12 protein-coding genes and 1 tRNA gene are annotated in these 15,293 nt (G+C 61.0%); 5 read left to right on the top strand and 8 right to left on the bottom strand.

Features of this window, described 5'->3' with window-relative positions:
- Positions 1–84: 84 nt before the first annotated feature.
- The 4 genes from EFD55_RS15970 to tesB all read right to left on the bottom strand — a co-directional run bounded on the left by EFD55_RS15970 (position 85) and on the right by tesB (position 5,905).
- Positions 85–2,754 carry an FtsK/SpoIIIE family DNA translocase gene (locus EFD55_RS15970; RefSeq protein WP_125846012.1) on the bottom strand — a complete coding sequence of 890 codons (2,670 nt, stop codon included), beginning with the start codon at positions 2,752–2,754 and terminating at the stop codon, positions 85–87.
- 250 nt (positions 2,755–3,004) lie between these two features.
- Positions 3,005–4,432 carry an ammonium transporter gene (locus tag EFD55_RS15965; RefSeq protein ID WP_125846011.1) on the bottom strand — a complete coding sequence of 476 codons (1,428 nt, stop codon included), beginning with the start codon at positions 4,430–4,432 and terminating at the stop codon, positions 3,005–3,007.
- A gap of 27 nt (positions 4,433–4,459) precedes the next feature.
- Positions 4,460–4,810, bottom strand: a complete 351-nt coding sequence (locus EFD55_RS15960) for a P-II family nitrogen regulator (protein WP_003543684.1) — start codon at positions 4,808–4,810, stop codon at positions 4,460–4,462.
- 210 nt (positions 4,811–5,020) lie between these two features.
- Positions 5,021–5,905, bottom strand: coding sequence for an acyl-CoA thioesterase II (gene tesB, locus EFD55_RS15955; RefSeq protein WP_125846010.1), 885 nt, complete (start codon positions 5,903–5,905; stop codon positions 5,021–5,023).
- Positions 5,906–5,989: 84 nt separating this feature from the next.
- Here tesB and EFD55_RS15950 point away from each other — a divergent pair, with 84 nt between their 5' ends.
- A complete protein-coding gene (locus EFD55_RS15950; protein ID WP_125846009.1) occupies positions 5,990–7,204 on the top strand; it encodes a ubiquinone biosynthesis hydroxylase in 1,215 nt (404 codons plus the stop codon).
- A gap of 19 nt (positions 7,205–7,223) precedes the next feature.
- Here EFD55_RS15950 and EFD55_RS15945 read toward each other — a convergent pair whose 3' ends face one another.
- From EFD55_RS15945 to EFD55_RS15930, 4 genes are all read right to left on the bottom strand, one after another.
- Positions 7,224–7,412 carry a Trm112 family protein gene (locus tag EFD55_RS15945; RefSeq protein ID WP_003567459.1) on the bottom strand — a complete coding sequence of 63 codons (189 nt, stop codon included), beginning with the start codon at positions 7,410–7,412 and terminating at the stop codon, positions 7,224–7,226.
- A 9-nt stretch (positions 7,413–7,421) separates the two neighbouring features.
- On the bottom strand, positions 7,422–8,108 hold the full coding sequence (locus tag EFD55_RS15940; RefSeq protein WP_183736742.1) for an LON peptidase substrate-binding domain-containing protein: 687 nt from the start codon (positions 8,106–8,108) through the stop codon (positions 7,422–7,424).
- A 175-nt stretch (positions 8,109–8,283) separates the two neighbouring features.
- Positions 8,284–9,258 (bottom strand): thioredoxin, encoded by a 975-nt coding sequence (gene trxA, locus EFD55_RS15935; RefSeq protein ID WP_125846008.1) that lies wholly within the window; start codon positions 9,256–9,258, stop codon positions 8,284–8,286.
- A gap of 161 nt (positions 9,259–9,419) precedes the next feature.
- Positions 9,420–9,929 carry a prolyl-tRNA synthetase associated domain-containing protein gene (locus EFD55_RS15930; RefSeq protein ID WP_125846007.1) on the bottom strand — a complete coding sequence of 170 codons (510 nt, stop codon included), beginning with the start codon at positions 9,927–9,929 and terminating at the stop codon, positions 9,420–9,422.
- 258 nt (positions 9,930–10,187) lie between these two features.
- Between EFD55_RS15930 and EFD55_RS15925 the strand changes: the two genes are divergently transcribed.
- From EFD55_RS15925 to EFD55_RS15910, 4 genes are all read left to right on the top strand, one after another.
- Positions 10,188–10,262 (top strand) — tRNA-Gly (locus tag EFD55_RS15925).
- Positions 10,263–10,561: 299 nt separating this feature from the next.
- Entirely contained in the window at positions 10,562–11,233 is a 672-nt protein-coding gene (locus tag EFD55_RS15920) for a CBS domain-containing protein (protein WP_125846006.1), read from the top strand.
- A gap of 85 nt (positions 11,234–11,318) precedes the next feature.
- Entirely contained in the window at positions 11,319–13,781 is a 2,463-nt protein-coding gene (locus EFD55_RS15915) for a phosphoketolase family protein (protein ID WP_125846005.1), read from the top strand.
- Between the two features lie 184 nt (positions 13,782–13,965).
- Positions 13,966–15,285 carry a glucoamylase family protein gene (locus tag EFD55_RS15910; protein WP_125846004.1) on the top strand — a complete coding sequence of 440 codons (1,320 nt, stop codon included), beginning with the start codon at positions 13,966–13,968 and terminating at the stop codon, positions 15,283–15,285.
- Positions 15,286–15,293 lie beyond the last annotated feature (8 nt).

Here is a 15,293-nt window from a genome sequence, read left to right as displayed (position 1 = left end):
CGCGATCAGCCTCGCGAGAGCGAACGGCTTCCATACCGTCAGGTTCCGCAAAAACGGCCGCATTGGAAATATATGGCCGTTATCTCAGCGGTCGAGGATATCGGCCTCGGTCGGAACAAGAATTTCGCGCTTTCCGGCGTGATTGGCAGGCCCGATGATGCCTTCCTTCTCCATGCGCTCGATAAGCGAAGCGGCTCTGTTGTAACCGATGCCGAGACGGCGCTGGACATAGGAGGTCGAGGCCTTGCCGTCGCGCAGCACGATGGCGACGGCCTGATCATAGGGATCTTCCGAATCCGAAAGGTTCGACGTACCGGCCGGGCCGCCGCCACCGCCGTAATCGCCGTCCTCGTCGTCATCGGCGGTGATCGCATCGAGATATTGCGGCGAGCCCTGCGTCTTCAGGTAGGAGACGATCTCTTCCACTTCGACATCCGAGACGAACGGCCCGTGCACGCGCTGGATACGCCCGCCACCCGCCATATAGAGCATGTCGCCCATGCCGAGCAGCTGTTCTGCGCCTTGCTCGCCGAGGATCGTGCGGCTGTCGATCTTCGATGTCACCTGGAAGGAGATGCGGGTCGGGAAGTTCGCCTTGATCGTGCCGGTGATGACGTCGACCGACGGACGCTGTGTCGCCATGATCACGTGGATGCCGGCGGCGCGCGCCATCTGCGCCAGACGCTGGACGGCGCCTTCGATATCCTTGCCGGCGACCATCATCAGGTCGGCCATCTCGTCGATGATGACGACGATATAGGGCATCGGGCTGAGATCGAATTCTTCGGTCTCGTACATCGCCTCGCCGGTGTGGCGGTCGAAGCCGGTCTGCACCGTGCGCGAGATCGCCTCGCCCTTCGACAGCGCCTGCTCGACGCGGGTGTTGAAGCCGTCGATATTGCGCACGCCGATCTTCGACATCTTCTTGTAGCGCTCTTCCATCTCGCGCACGGTCCATTTCAGCGCGACGACGGCCTTCTTCGGATCGGTCACGACAGGCGAAAGCAGGTGCGGAATGCCGTCATAGACGGAGAGTTCGAGCATCTTCGGGTCGATCATGATCAGGCGGCATTGCTCCGGCGTCATGCGGTAGAGCAGTGACAGGATCATCGTGTTGATGGCGACCGATTTGCCCGAGCCGGTGGTGCCGGCGACGAGCAGGTGCGGCATCTTGGCGAGGTCGGCGATGACGGCTTCGCCGCCGATCGTCTTGCCGAGCGCCATGGCGAGCTTCGCCTTGCTGCCCTCGAAATCCCGGGAAGCGATGAGTTCGCGAAGATAGACGGTCTCGCGCGTCTGGTTGGGCAGTTCGATGCCGATCGCGTTGCGGCCGGGCACGACGGCGACGCGGGCGGCAATCGCGCTCATCGAGCGGGCGATGTCGTCGGCAAGGCCGATGACGCGCGACGATTTGATGCCGGGCGCCGGCTCGAGCTCGTAGAGGGTGACGACAGGACCCGGGCGGACATGGATGATCTCGCCCTTGACGCCGAAATCCTCGAGCACGCCTTCGAGCATGCGGGCATTCTGCTCCAGCGCGTCGGCCGAAAGCGTGGAATCGCGGACAACATTCTTTGGCTCGGCGAGCAGATGCATCGAGGGGAGCTGGAAACCTTCGGGACGGATGAACGAGCCTTGCGCCTCGCGCTCGACACGGGCGCCGGGCTTCGGACGCGTGACCGCGGGGACGACGCGCGGTTCCGGCTTGCCGGCGGCCTTTGCCGGCGCGCGGATCATCCACTCGTCGTCATCGTCGTCGGGCAGGATATCGGCCGGGCGCGGCGGCATATCGGTATCGAAGGGCAGATTGTCGTCATCATCATCGTCGTCGACCGAAAGCGACGGCGCAGCGACGATGCGCCGCGGCGAAGCCGCCCGCGGCTCCATCGACGGCTCCATGCGCTCGCCCCGGACCATCGGCGTCTTGGCGCGAACCGGTTCGTTCAGCGTGCCGAACTCGTCATCGTTGAAATCATAGGGTGATTCGAAATCGCCCTGGCGGCGCTTGCGCGGCCCCATGCCGAAGAGCCGGCGCAGGCGGCCCTGGCTCATATACCAGGCATGCGTGACGGCGCCGCTCAGAGCAACCCAGCGGGACTCATCCTCTTCGTCCTCGTCTCCGACGACACGAGCCTTGCTTGTCGTATCCACGTAATCCTCTTCGATCTCGTCAGCATCGCTATGGCCGACGATGCCCGATGCGAACAGCATCAGCCACGCTGTCGGCAGGGAAAAGATGCAGCCGACGACCATGGCAAAAGTGCCGGTGGGATAAGCGCCGACGAAGAGCGCGGGAAAACGCAGGATCATGTCGCCGACGACACCGCCGATGCCGTTCGGGATCGGCCAGGTGAGCGGCGGCGGAAAGCAGCCGATGACAGCCGAGGAAAGCACCGAGCCGGCGAGCCAGGCGCCCATGCGGGCGGGAATACGGCTGAAGCAGCGGCCAGAGATCAGCGCCAGCGCCCAAGCGACGATCGGCAGCATCGAAACGACGCTGGCAAGCCCCAGGAATTGCATGACGAGATCGGCAAAGGCGGCCCCGCTGTAACCGAGGACATTCGTCGGCAGGTTGGCGGTGGCATAGGAATAGCTGGGATCGGCGACATTCCATGTCGCCAGCGCGGCGACGCAGAGCGCCAGCAGCAGAAAGATCGCAAAGCCGATGAGCGCCTGGATCTGCCGCAGCATGAATGCCGAGAAGGAGAACCGATCCGGACGGCCATCCATTGCCGGCGACGTGCTTCTTGCCATGTGTCTAACCCGTCCAATGCCTGAGGACACGCGAATCGCTAAAGCTTCGCCGTGCCAAAATGCGTCCGCTCTACCTAACCAGAGCCGGGTTAAAGCGATGTTAACCATGCATGCCCGGATGCGCATTCCTGACGGGGAAATGAAAAAGGCCCGAACCTTGGATGGTCCGGGCCAAATGCGGCTTATTGTTAGATAGGCCGCGACGGGCTGTGCAGCGGCGCCCTTATGACGGGCGCCGCAAACCCTGTGATCAGGAAGAGTGGTAGGCGGCTTCGCCGTGGGTCGAGAGGTCGAGACCTTCGCGTTCGGCTTCGACGCTCACGCGCAGGCCGATGACGACGTCGACGATCTTGTAGAGGATCGCCGAACCAATGCCCGACCACAGGAGCGTCGTCAGGACACCCTTGGCCTGGGCCAGGACCTGGGTTGCCGTACCGGCATAGGAGGCAGCGAAGTCGGCCGTCGAGTAATCGACGATGCCGGCGCCGCCGAGGGCCGGGTTGACGAGGATACCGGTGCCGAGAGCACCGAGGATGCCGCCGATGCAATGCACGCCGAAGACGTCGAGGCTGTCGTCGTAGTTGAACTTGTTCTTCACGACGTCGACGAAGAAGTAGCAGACCGGCGAGACGATGAGGCCGAGAACGATCGAGCCCATCGGGCCGGCAAAGCCTGCTGCCGGGGTGATGGCGACGAGACCGGCAACAGCGCCGGAAGCGCCACCGAGCATGGAAGCCTTGCCGCGGGCGAGGCTTTCAACGATGCACCAGGATACGGCGGCAGCGGCCGTCGCAACGAAGGTGTTGATAAAGGCAAGCGAGGCGTAAGCGTTGGCTTCGAGGTTGGAGCCGGCATTGAAGCCGAACCAGCCAACCCACAGCAGCGAGGCGCCGACCATGGTCAGCGTCATCGAGTGCGGAGCCATGATTTCCTTCTTATAGCCCGTGCGCTTGCCGAGCATGATGGCGCCGACGAGGCCTGCAATACCGGCATTGATGTGAACGACCGTGCCGCCGGCAAAGTCGATTGCGCCGTAGGAGAAGATCAGGCCGGCCGGCGAGGTGTAGGAGCTCGGACCGCCCCAGAACCAGACCATGTGCGCCATCGGGAAGTAGATGAACGTGACCCAGAGCACGACGAAGAGCATAACGGCCGAGAACTTAACACGCTCGGCGAATGCGCCGACGATGAGGCCAGGCGTGATGCAGGCGAACGTCATCTGGAACACGATGAAGGTGTATTCCGGAATGGCGACGCCCTTCGAGAAGGTTTCGGCAAGCGACGAGGTATTGACACCGGCAAGGAACGCCTTGGAGAAGCCGCCGACGAAGCTGTTCAGCGAGCCGCCGTCGGTGAAGGCCAGCGAATAGCCGTAGGTCACCCAGATCAGCGCCACGACGGCAGTGATCATGAAGACCTGCATCAGCACGGAGAGCATGTTCTTGGCGCGAACGAGACCACCGTAGAAAAGCGCAAGGCCCGGGATCGTCATCAAAAGGACGAGCGCCGAGGAGATGAGCATCCAGGTGTTGTCACCCTTGTCCATGGTGAAGGCGGGAGCAGCAGCGGCGGCAGCAGCTGGCGCGGTCTCCTGCGCGAAAGCGACGGCGGGCGCCAGAAGCGCAGCCGTTGCTGCGCAAGCCAGCGCAATGGTAGAGGAAAACTTCGAAATTGACATGGAATAAAGCTCCTTGATCTGCCGCTCTTACAGCGCTTCTGAATCGGTTTCGCCCGTACGGATGCGTACGGCATGGTCGATCGAATAGACGAAAATCTTGCCGTCGCCGATCTGGCCGGTTTTGGCCGAGGCCGCGATGGCTTCGACGGCCCTGTCGACGAGTTCCGATGCAACCGCGATTTCGATCTTGAGCTTCGGCAGGAAGCTGACCGCATATTCGGTGCCGCGATAGATTTCAGTGTGCCCCTTCTGGCGGCCGTAGCCCTTCACTTCGGTCACGGTCAGGCCCTGAATGCCGATCGCCGTAAGGGCTTCGCGGACCTCATCGAGCTTGAACGGCTTGATAATAGCCATCACAATTTTCATCTGGTTTCCCATCCTTCGTTATCCTCGGCGCGGAGCCGACTCTCCTTGCCGCTGACGTTCCTGAACAGCGACCGGCGATATACATTCAAGGGACGTGCCAGATTCGAAGCAGGACCTAACTTATTGAAAAATAAATATTATAATTATGGATGCTAATAAACAGGCAAATGACCGGCCGATAAGCGCACAAATAATGCGCAAATTTATCAAGATGCACATTATTTATTCATTTGCCTTTTTCCGAATCAAACCCTCCTGGGCGACGGAGGCGACCAGCTCGCCCGATCGCGTAAACAGGCTGCCCCGAGTCAATCCACGGGCGCCCGAAGCCGAGGGGCTATCCTGCGTGTAGAGCAGCCAGTCGTCGAGCTTGCAGGGCCTGTGGAACCACATGGAATGATCGAGGCTCGCCACCTGCAGGCTCTGGTCAAAGATCGACGTGCCATGCGCATAGAGCGCGGTGTCGAGCAGCGTCATGTCGGAGAGATAGGCAAGCACCGCCGCCTGGTCGAGCCGGTTGTCGGGAACCGGGCCAGTGGCGCGCACCCAGACGTCCTGTTTGGGATCGAGCTTCTTATCGGAAAAATAATGCGTCAGCGAAACGGGGCGGATCTCGATCGGCCGCTCGCGCTGCCAGTATTTCCGGATCGCTTCGGGCGCATGCGCGAGATATTGCTCCTTGATCTGCTGCTCGCCGAGCAGCGTCTCCGGCGCCGATACTTCGGGCATGGCGATCTGGTGGTCGAAGCCGGGCTCCTCCCCCTGGAAGGAAGCCGACAGCGCGAAGATTGCCTTGCCATGCTGGATCGCCACGACGCGCCGGGTGTTGAAGCTCGATCCGTCGCGGATGCGCTCCGCCTGGTAGATGATCGGCACCGAGGGATCGCCGGGGCGCATGAAATAGGCATGCAGCGAATGCACGAAACGGTCGCCCTCGATGGTGCGCTGCGCCGCCATCAGCGCCTGGCCGATCACCTGGCCGCCGAAGACCCGCTGCCAGCCGGCCTGAGGGCTCCTACCACGGAAGATATCGACCTCGATCGGCTCCAGGTCGAGTGTGGCAAGCAGCGTCTCCATCGCCGAAGGCCCTGATGTCTCGCGCGTCATTTTGTGCGTCTCCCGGTGGTAGGAAGTGAGGTTGCGATGATCTATATAGATCACATCTGAGGTACAAGGTACGGGAGCGGCGCGATGCTGGACATGCTGGTTGTGGGCGGGGGTTATGTCGGCCTTTCCGCCGCTGTAGCGGTCAAGCAGGCGGCGCCGCATCTTGATGTCGCGGTCGTCGAGGCGGCCCCCGAGCATGTCTGGAAAGGCGATACGCGCGCCTCCGCCATCATCACGGCGGCTGCGAAAATGCTTGAGGTCTTCGGCATCTGGGACGAGATCGAGCCCGAAGCCCAGCCGATCAACAAGATGATCGTCACCGACTCAAGGACGTCCGATCCGGTGCGCCCGGTTTTTCTCACCTTCGATGGCGAAGTGACGGAAGGCCGGCCTTTTGCCCACATGATCCCGAACGTCGCCATGGTCGCAGCCCTGCGCCGCACCTGCGAGCGGCTCGGCATCGAGATCCGCCATGGGCTCGGCGCCACGGAACTGAAGACGCAGGACAGCCATGTCACGGTCAAGCTTTCCGACGGCAGCGCGCTGGAAACCCGGTTGCTGGTCGCCTGCGACGGCGTGCGCTCAAAACTGCGCGATCTCGCCGGCATCAGGACCGTCACCTGGGATTATGGCCAGTCCGGCATCGTCGCGACCGTCGAACACGAGCGGCCGCACGAGGGCTGCGCCGAAGAACATTTCCTGCCGGCCGGCCCCTTCGCCATCCTGCCGCTCAGAAACAATCGCTCCTCGCTCGTCTGGACGGAGCTGACGCATGACGCCGACCGGCTGGTTGCCGCCGACGACCTGATCTTCGAGGAGGAATTGGAACGCCGTTTCGGCCACAAGCTTGGGAGCCTGAAGGTCATCGGCGACAAGCGCGCCTTTCCCCTCGGCCTGACGCTCGCCCGCTCCTTCGTCGCGCCGCGTTTCGCGCTTGCCGGCGACGCAGCCCACGGCATTCACCCGATTTCCGGGCAGGGCCTCAATCTCGGCTTCAAGGATGTGGCGGCACTCGCCGAAACCGTGGTGGAGGCCGATCGCCTCGGCCTCGACATCGGCTCGATCAACATTCTCGAGCGTTACCAGACCTGGCGGCGCTTCGACACCTTCCGCATGGGCGTGACAACAGACGTGCTGAACCGGCTCTTTTCCAACGACGCGACGCCGATCCGCATCGCCCGCGACGTCGGCCTCGGCATCGTCGACCGCCTGCCGCGTCTCAAATCCTTCTTCATCGGCCAGGCTGCGGGAACGACGGCAAAGGACAATCCGCGCCTGCTGGCCGGCCAGACGATTTAAAGACGATTTTTAAGAGACATCACTCGTCGAGCCGACGGGCCTCGGACACCAGCATGATTGGAATGCCATCGCGGATCGGATAGGCAAGCTGAGCCTTTTCCGAAACAAGTTCATTGTGCTCGCGATCATATGAAAGCCGCCCCTTGGAGAGCGGGCAGACCAGGAGTTCGAGCAGTTTCGGATCGACGCGGCTGAGTTTTTCGTCCATGGCCGAAGTCTACTGCAGAACCGTGTCGGAGTCACCGAAGACGCGCGCCAGCACGATCTCGGTGATGGCGATCAACGTTTCCGCCCGCGTCTTCAGGTCGGGCGCCTCGAGCAGCGCCTGCTTTTCGGCCGGCCCGAAGGGCGACATCATGGCGAGCGAATTGACGAGCGTCAGATTGCTCGCCCGCTCGACGCTCTCCCAGTCTGCCTCAAGCTTGTTGGCATCGAGGTAGGCCTTGAAGGCGGTCAGAAGCGCGGCGCGATCGACGGCCTCCTCCTCGTTTTCAGCCGAGAGGTCGGCGATGAAGGGAGCGATGCGGAAGGTGCGGAAGGGATCGCCTGTCGCTTTCTCCTCCAGCAGCCGGAAGCGGCAAACACCGGTCAGCGACACGATGTAACGCCCGTCGCCCGTCTCGGCGAAGGACGTGATGCGGCCAAGGCAGCCGACGGCAGCAAGACTGTGCTCGCCGCCCTTGTCCTCATGTTCGCCGAGCGCCGGTTGCACCATGCCGATCAGCCGGTTTCCGGCAAGGGCTGCATCGAGCATCGCAAGATAACGCGGCTCGAAAATGTTGAGGGGGAGCTGCCCAGCCGGCAGGAGAAGGGCACCGGTCAAGGGGAAGACGGCGATCGCATCAGGCAGATCGCCCGGCTTCAGGTATCTGGCATTCCCGACTTGCATGAAACCGTCCCGCATTCTTGTAACGGGCATGCCCGTTCCTCACGAGAATGTGGTGCCCTCGTCGGAAAACGCAAGAGCGGATACTCGAAACTTGGCGCATAACCCGAAATCGGAATCGATTTTCGAAAGGACGATGCGTGGCGTCAAAGCGATAGAGCATCCCCAGCGCGTCCGGCCAGACGCGTAGCCGCTACGAGAACAGCATCGCCGAAAGCTTGCGGCGGGCAGCAACGGTCGCCGGATCCTTGAAACCCCAGACCTCGAAGAACTGCAGCAGCTGGCGGCGGGCGCCGTCATCGTCAAAGGCGCGGTCCTTGCGCATAATCTGAAGCAGGTGTTCGGCCGCTTCGTCGCGCCGGCCCTCGACATTGAGGATCTTGGCGAGCTTCAGCCGCGCCTCGTGATTATCGGGATTTGCCGCCAGCTCACCTTCGAGAGCGACGGGATCGCCGAGCTTGCGGGCCTCTTCGATCTGATCGAGCTTCTTCAGCACGGCCTGAATGCCAGCATCCTTGGCCACCTCTTCCGGCAGATCGGTCAGAGTTTCGCGCGCCCGCTGATGCTGGTTTGCGGCGATCATGCATTCGGCCATTCCGGCAAGCGCCTTGGCGTTCTCGGGCGCGGCCTGCATCACGGCGGCGTAAAGCTGTGCAGCTTCGTTGATATTGCCGGCTGCAAGCAACTCCGCCGCTTCCGCGAGCACGGCTTCGATCTCGGCTGCCTCATCGGCGCCGGCGGGACCGGCGATGCGATCGATGAACTGGCGGACTTGGCTCTCCGGGACCGCGCCCATGAAGCCATCGGCCGGGCGGCCGTTGACGAAGGCGATGACGGCGGGGATGGACTGAATCCCAAGCTGGCCGGCGATCGAGGGATGATCGTCGATGTTCATCTTGACCAGCCGGACCCGGCCCTTGGCTTCGTTGACCACCTTTTCCAGGATCGGCGTCAGCTGCTTGCACGGACCGCACCAGGGCGCCCAGAAATCGACCAGCACCGGCTGGTTGCGCGAATCCTCGATGACGTCCCTGCCGAAAGTCGCGGTCGTCGTGTCCTTGATGTAGCTGCCGGCCGCCGCCGCGGGTTCCGGTGTCGCGCCGAAGCTTGCCGTCGCCGACATCTGATTTCCGAAGGAACCGTTATAGGGATTGTTGCTGCCGCTCATAGGTGTCTCCCGCCGCGCCGATCCTGCCGGCATCTTTTGCTAAAGCATATCGCGCAAAACTGTCTTGCGGTTTTGCGATAAAGACATGCGCAAAACCAGAGGCTCAAGCGCGACAGGCCAATCTAAACGACCACGACGCGCTTGAGCGCTAAAATCGTATGTCAGGACGTCACTTTCAAGACAAGCGGCTTATGTCCGGTCGCTTCCATGAAACGGATGAGGTCGCCACTCGCAATCGACGTCGTCGCATCGTTGGACAGCGGGTGGCAGTTGACGATCTCCTCGCGCATCAGATCGGCATCGAGCACGAAAGTGACATTCCCGGCGGTGTCGTTGATCGCGCCGAACGCGGTAACGGCCCCGGGAATGACGCCGAGATATTCCATCAGCTTTTCCGCCCTGCCGAAGGAGACGCGGCCGGACCCGCCGATCAGATTATGCACCTGTTTGAGGTCGACCTCGGCATTTTCCTCCACGGTCAGCAGAAAATACCGGTCCTTCTTGTCCTTGATGAAGAGGTTCTTGGTATGGCCGCCGCGGATCTCGTCGCGCAGCGCAACCGATTCGGCCACGGTGAAAACAGGCGCATGATCGACCGTCTTGTGGGCGATGCCGTGCCCGTCGAGGAAGGCGAACAGTTCTTCTCTTGTCTTGGGCGCGTTTTCTGGCATCGGGCAATCCATGGAATGGGATAGGGAAAAGTCGAGGCGTCCTGATTAAGTCCGTCCACATCGTTTGGCAATCTTCGCAACCGACGCTTTACCCCTGCATTTGCGGCCTTTCCGCCCCGCCTGCACAGGCGCCCGAATTTTTTCTTCGCCTCTTCGTCATTTCCCTGTTGCATTTGAAAATCCGTTAGGCCATATAGCGCCCGTCGCCACGAGGCGGCGCCCACGGTCCAACGACTACCCCGGACCGATGCGGATTGAGCGGGTGTAGCTCAGGGGTAGAGCACAACCTTGCCAAGGTTGGGGTCGAGGGTTCGAATCCCTTCGCCCGCTCCAGTTTTCCTAAGAAAGTCAATACGCGAGACGCACTAAGGGCATTAACGTCCGTGTGGCGTGTGTTGGCGTCGCCATCAGCTGCGCCGAATCGGCATCACGGATATCTTCAAAATCAAATAAGCCGCTGCCTGAAGCTACGCGTTCTCGAGTCTTTCGTTGCAAATTTCCCGAGCCCGATTGATCCTGCTCAATGCAAAACGGGCTGATATCCGACTAGGCTCTTGGAGTTTTGTCGGAAGGCACTAGGTGCCGACAATAACGTCTCCGAACCTGAGGAGACGCGGCCGGAGTAGATCGACATGCTCGTCAAAGATGTCATGACGACGACGGTCGTCACACTATCACCTGACAATGGCGTTCGGCATGCAGCTAGGCTGATGTCCGACCAACACGTAAGCGGCATACCTGTTGTCGACGATGGTGGTCGCTTGCTGGGCATCATCAGCGAGGGCGATCTAATCCGTCGAACGGAACTGTCGAGCGGGGCCTTTGTCCTGAAGGCGGATATGGGGCTTGGGCCTGATGAGAGGGCGAACGCTTTTGTAAAGCGATGCGGGTGGAGAGTAGGCGATGTCATGACGCCCGATCCTGTTGTCATCGACGAGGATGCACCTCTTTCCCAAGTCGCCGCGCTGATGCAGGACCGTGGCATCAAGCGCATTCCCGTCCTGCGGGACGGCAAACTCATCGGCATCGTCAGCCGCGCCGATCTCTTGCAGGTCATCTACTCGGCAAAACCAGACGACACGGCAACGGGCGACGAAGCCATTCGGCGCAGCATTCTGATCCGGCTCGGTGAAAACACCGGTCTGGAAGGACTGGATGTGACCGTCACGGTCACCGAAGGGATCGTGCATTTTTGGGGCAAGGTCGATACATCCGCTTGCCGGCGGGCCGCGCGGGTCCTGGCTGAGGGAGTCAACGGTGTTCGCGGGGTGGTGGAGCATTTCCCGGAATCTCCTCCTCAATAGTGCCGCAGCGTCGACATGAACGGCGCCGCCCTGGCGAAACCGAACCGGCGAGATTCAACAATGTCATTTTGATGGAGAGACTGAGATGGCTTCGGCTGAAACGGCAGTGATGAACAAAACAGCCTCGGTAACATCGCGTGCCAAGACGACGCTTTCCGCCGAGGAACTTCGCCTGATGGACGCCTACTGGCGGGCATCGAACTATCTGTCGGTCGGGCAGATCTACCTGCTCGACAATCCACTCATGAAAAAGCCCTTGGCTCGGGAGCACATCAAGCCGCGGCTGCTCGGCCATTGGGGAACCTCGCCCGGCGTGAACATGCTCTATGTGCACCTCAACCGGGTGATCAAGCGGGACGATCTCAACATGATCTATGTGATCGGCCCCGGCCACGGTGGCCCGTCGCTTGTTGCACATGCCTATCTCGAGGGAACATACAGCGAAGTCTATCCGAATATCGGCCAGGACGAGGAGGGCATGAAGCGGCTCTTCAAGCAGTTCAGCTTTCCCGGCGGCATCCCGAGCCACGTCGCTCCCGAAACGCCCGGAAGTATTCATGAAGGCGGCGAGCTCGGCTATGCCCTTAGCCACGCCTATGGTGCGGCCTTCGACAATCCCGATCTGATCGTCGCCTGCATCGTCGGTGATGGGGAAGCCGAAACCGGGCCGCTCGCGACGGGATGGCATGGAAACAAGTTTCTCAATCCTGCCCGTGACGGCTGCGTTCTGCCCATCCTGCATCTCAACGGCTACAAGATCGCCAATCCCTGCTTCCTCGCCCGCATTCCCAAAGAGGAATTGGTGAAGTTCTTTGAGGGAATGGGATACGCCCCTCTTTTCGTCGAAGGACACGAGCCCGATCAGGTACAGCAGCAGCTCGCCGCCGCCATGGACACCGCCGTCGCGACGATCAAGAGGATATGGACGGAGGCTCGCAACAAAGGAAATGTCAGCCGCCCGGCCTGGCCAATGATCGTCTTCCGCACGCCGAAGGGCTGGACCTGCCCGCCCGAGATCGACGGCAAGAAATGCGAGGACTATTGGCGCTCGCACCAGGTACCGATGGGCGACATGGACAAGCCGGAGCATATCAAGGTCCTTCATCACTGGATGAACACCTACAGACCTCAGGAGCTTTTCGACGGTGATGGGACGCTACGCGCCGAGCTCGCGTCGCTGGCGCCGACGGGGCATCGCCGGATGAGCGACAATCCGCACGCAAACGGAGGCCTCTTGCTGCGCGATCTGAAGATGCCGGATTTCCGCGATTATGCCGTCTCGGTGCCCAAGCCCGGATCGGTGGTCACTGAATCCGCTCGCGTCATGGGCAAGTTCCTGCGCGATGTGATGAAGCTCAACCTCAACAGCAAGAACTTCCGCCTGTTCAGCCCCGACGAGAACAATTCCAATCGTTGGCAGGACGTGCTGGAAGTGACGGATCGGTGCTATATGGCCGAGATCTATCCCGAGGACGATCACCTTTCGCCCGACGGTCGCATCATGGAGGTCCTAAGCGAGCATCAATGCCAGGGCTGGCTTGAAGGCTATCTGTTGACCGGTCGCCACGGCTTCTTCTCCTGCTACGAGGCCTTCATTCACATCATCGACTCGATGTTCAACCAGCATGCCAAATGGCTGAAGGTGTGCAACCACATCCCCTGGCGGCGGCCGATCGCGTCGCTCAACTACTTCCTGAGTTCACATGTCTGGAGGCAGGATCACAATGGCTTTTCTCATCAGGATCCTGGTTTCATCGACCACGTGATCAACAAGAAAGCCGAGGTCATCCGGGTCTATCTTCCGCCGGACGCCAATACGCTTTTGTCTGTTACCGATCATTGCCTGCGCAGCCGCAACTATGTGAACGTGGTGGTAGCGGGCAAGCAGCCCGCTCCGCAATGGCTCACCATGGATGAAGCCATCAAGCACTGCGCCGAAGGCCTCGGAATTTGGCAATGGGCCAGCAATGACCGGGATGCGGAGCCGGATGTGGTCATGGCCTGCTGCGGCGATGTGCCGACCCTCGAGACGCTCGCCGCGGTCGAGCTGATCCGCGAGCACCTTCCCCAGGTGAAGGTGCGGGTCATCAATGTCGTCAACCTGATGAAGCTGCAGCCATCGAGCGAACATCCCCACGGGCTTTCGGATCCTGACTTCGATGCGCTCTTCACAAAGGACAAGCCGATCATCTTCGCCTTCCACGGATATCCCTGGCTGATCCACCGGCTGACCTACCGGCGGACCAACCACAAGAACCTGCATGTTCGAGGATATAAGGAGGAGGGAACGACCACGACGCCGTTCGACATGGTCGTTCTGAACCAGCTCGATCGCTTTCATCTTGTCGAAGACGTCATCGATCGGCTGCCGCAGCTTGGCGCACGCGCGGCCTACTTCAAGCAGGCGGTGCGCGGCAAACTGATCGAGCACCGGCAATATATCGAGGCGCATGGTGATGACATGCCTGAGATCAGCGGCTGGACATGGGGCGTCAAAAGCACAGCGAAGGGGAAGGCGGCGACCTCCACAGAGGGGGACAATGCCTAGGCAGCGACGGGCTCATGCTCCTTGCAATCGAAAGGTCTGTCCGATGGCCGGGTCGACCGGCGGCATCGGAGACATGAGTGCTGCTCATGCGTTGGGCGCATCTCGCAAGCGCGCGCTGCGTCCGACCAGAGCCGGCCCCGGATGCTCCACGAAATCATCTCATCTTCTCGGTGCTTAGCCAGTCATGCCAGAGTTGCCGTCAACCGATCCCGAACTGAACCGGATGCCGACGGAGGAGGATCTCGGTCGCCTTCAGTTCACGACCTTGCTCTACTATCTGCAATGCACGAATCCGGACAACGGATTGGTCCGCGACAAGACCCAGGCAGGCGCACCGGCGAGCATCGCTGCCGTCGGCATGGCGCTTGCCACCATTCCTGTCGTGGTGGAACGCGGCATCGTCATTCGCGAATTTGCCGCCAAGATCGTCCGACGCCGGCTGGAGTTCCTGTTGTCTTGCCACCATGGGCCGGAGCCCGACGCCTCCGGCTATAAGGGGTTCTTCTACCATTTCCTGCACATTGAGACCGGACGAAGGGTCTGGCAGTGCGAACTGTCGACGATCGACTCGGCTTTCCTGTTCGCCGGTGCTCTGACCGTCGCAACCTATTTCGATGCGGACACCGAGGACGAGGCGAAGATCCGGGCCTTTGCCACGTCGCTATATGAGCGGGCGGACTGGAACTGGGCTTGCGACCACGGGGCGACGCTCACCCACGGCTGGCGGCCGGAAAACGGCTTCATTCCCTATCGGTGGCGCGGCTATGACGAAGGTCTGCTTCTTTATATTCTCGGGCTTGGTTCACCGAGCCACCCCCTGCCGCCGGAAAGCTACGCGGCCTATACGGAGAGCTACGAATGGCGGAATATCTTCGGCCGCGAATTGCTCTATTCCGGTCCGCTCTTCACGCATCAGCTTTCACATATGTGGATCGATTTTCGCGACATTCGCGACAAATTCATGCGCGAGCATGGCAGCGATTATTTCCAGAACAGCCGGCATGCCACTTTCGTTCAGCAGGAATATGCCACCCGTAATCCGCTGGGCTTTGCGGGCTATGGCGAACATTGCTGGGGTTTCACGGCAAGCGATGGCCCCGGTTGGACCAAGCGAAACATAGACGGCATCGACAGGGAATTCTTCGACTATATCGCGCGCGGCGCACCCTACGGGCCGGATGATGGAACGGTATCTCCCTGGGCAGTGGTTGCCTCGCTGCCATTTGCGCCGGAAATCGTCATCCCGACCGTCAGGAATTTTGCCCGCATGAAACTTGGCATGACCCGGCTTTACGGGTTCAGGCCATCGTTCAACCGGACATATACGATGAACGACAAGAACGACGAATGGTGGGTCAGCCCTTATCATTTCGGCATCGACCAGGGTCCCGTCGTCCTGATGATCGAAAATTATCGAACCGGCCTGCTGTGGAACATCATGCGTCGGTGCGAGCCGGTGGTGATCGGTTTGAGACGAGCAGGTTTTTCAGAAGGCTGGTTGTGAGGTGGCGT

Origin of the sequence: Rhizobium pisi (assembly GCF_003938655.1) — a bacterium.
Taxonomy (GTDB): Bacteria; Pseudomonadota; Alphaproteobacteria; order Rhizobiales; family Rhizobiaceae; genus Rhizobium; species Rhizobium pisi.
This window is presented reverse-complemented; position numbering and strand designations above follow the sequence as displayed.

Bases quoted from the DNA above. Each gene is read 5' to 3' on its own strand.
- EFD55_RS15940 (WP_183736742.1), bottom strand. From the start codon at position 8,108: ATGCGGGACGGTTTCATGCAAGTCGGGAATGCCAGATACCTGAAGCCG.
- trxA (WP_125846008.1), bottom strand. From the start codon at position 9,258: ATGAGCGGCAGCAACAATCCCTATAACGGTTCCTTCGGAAATCAGATG.
- EFD55_RS15945 (WP_003567459.1), bottom strand. From the start codon at position 7,412: ATGGACGAAAAACTCAGCCGCGTCGATCCGAAACTGCTCGAACTCCTG.
- EFD55_RS15915 (WP_125846005.1), top strand. From the start codon at position 11,319: ATGGCTTCGGCTGAAACGGCAGTGATGAACAAAACAGCCTCGGTAACA.
- EFD55_RS15970 (WP_125846012.1), bottom strand. From the start codon at position 2,754: ATGGCAAGAAGCACGTCGCCGGCAATGGATGGCCGTCCGGATCGGTTC.
- EFD55_RS15910 (WP_125846004.1), top strand. From the start codon at position 13,966: ATGCCAGAGTTGCCGTCAACCGATCCCGAACTGAACCGGATGCCGACG.
- EFD55_RS15960 (WP_003543684.1), bottom strand. From the start codon at position 4,810: ATGGGAAACCAGATGAAAATTGTGATGGCTATTATCAAGCCGTTCAAG.
- tesB (WP_125846010.1), bottom strand. From the start codon at position 5,905: ATGACGCGCGAGACATCAGGGCCTTCGGCGATGGAGACGCTGCTTGCC.
- EFD55_RS15920 (WP_125846006.1), top strand. From the start codon at position 10,562: ATGCTCGTCAAAGATGTCATGACGACGACGGTCGTCACACTATCACCT.
- EFD55_RS15930 (WP_125846007.1), bottom strand. From the start codon at position 9,929: ATGCCAGAAAACGCGCCCAAGACAAGAGAAGAACTGTTCGCCTTCCTC.
- EFD55_RS15965 (WP_125846011.1), bottom strand. From the start codon at position 4,432: ATGTCAATTTCGAAGTTTTCCTCTACCATTGCGCTGGCTTGCGCAGCA.
- EFD55_RS15950 (WP_125846009.1), top strand. From the start codon at position 5,990: ATGCTGGACATGCTGGTTGTGGGCGGGGGTTATGTCGGCCTTTCCGCC.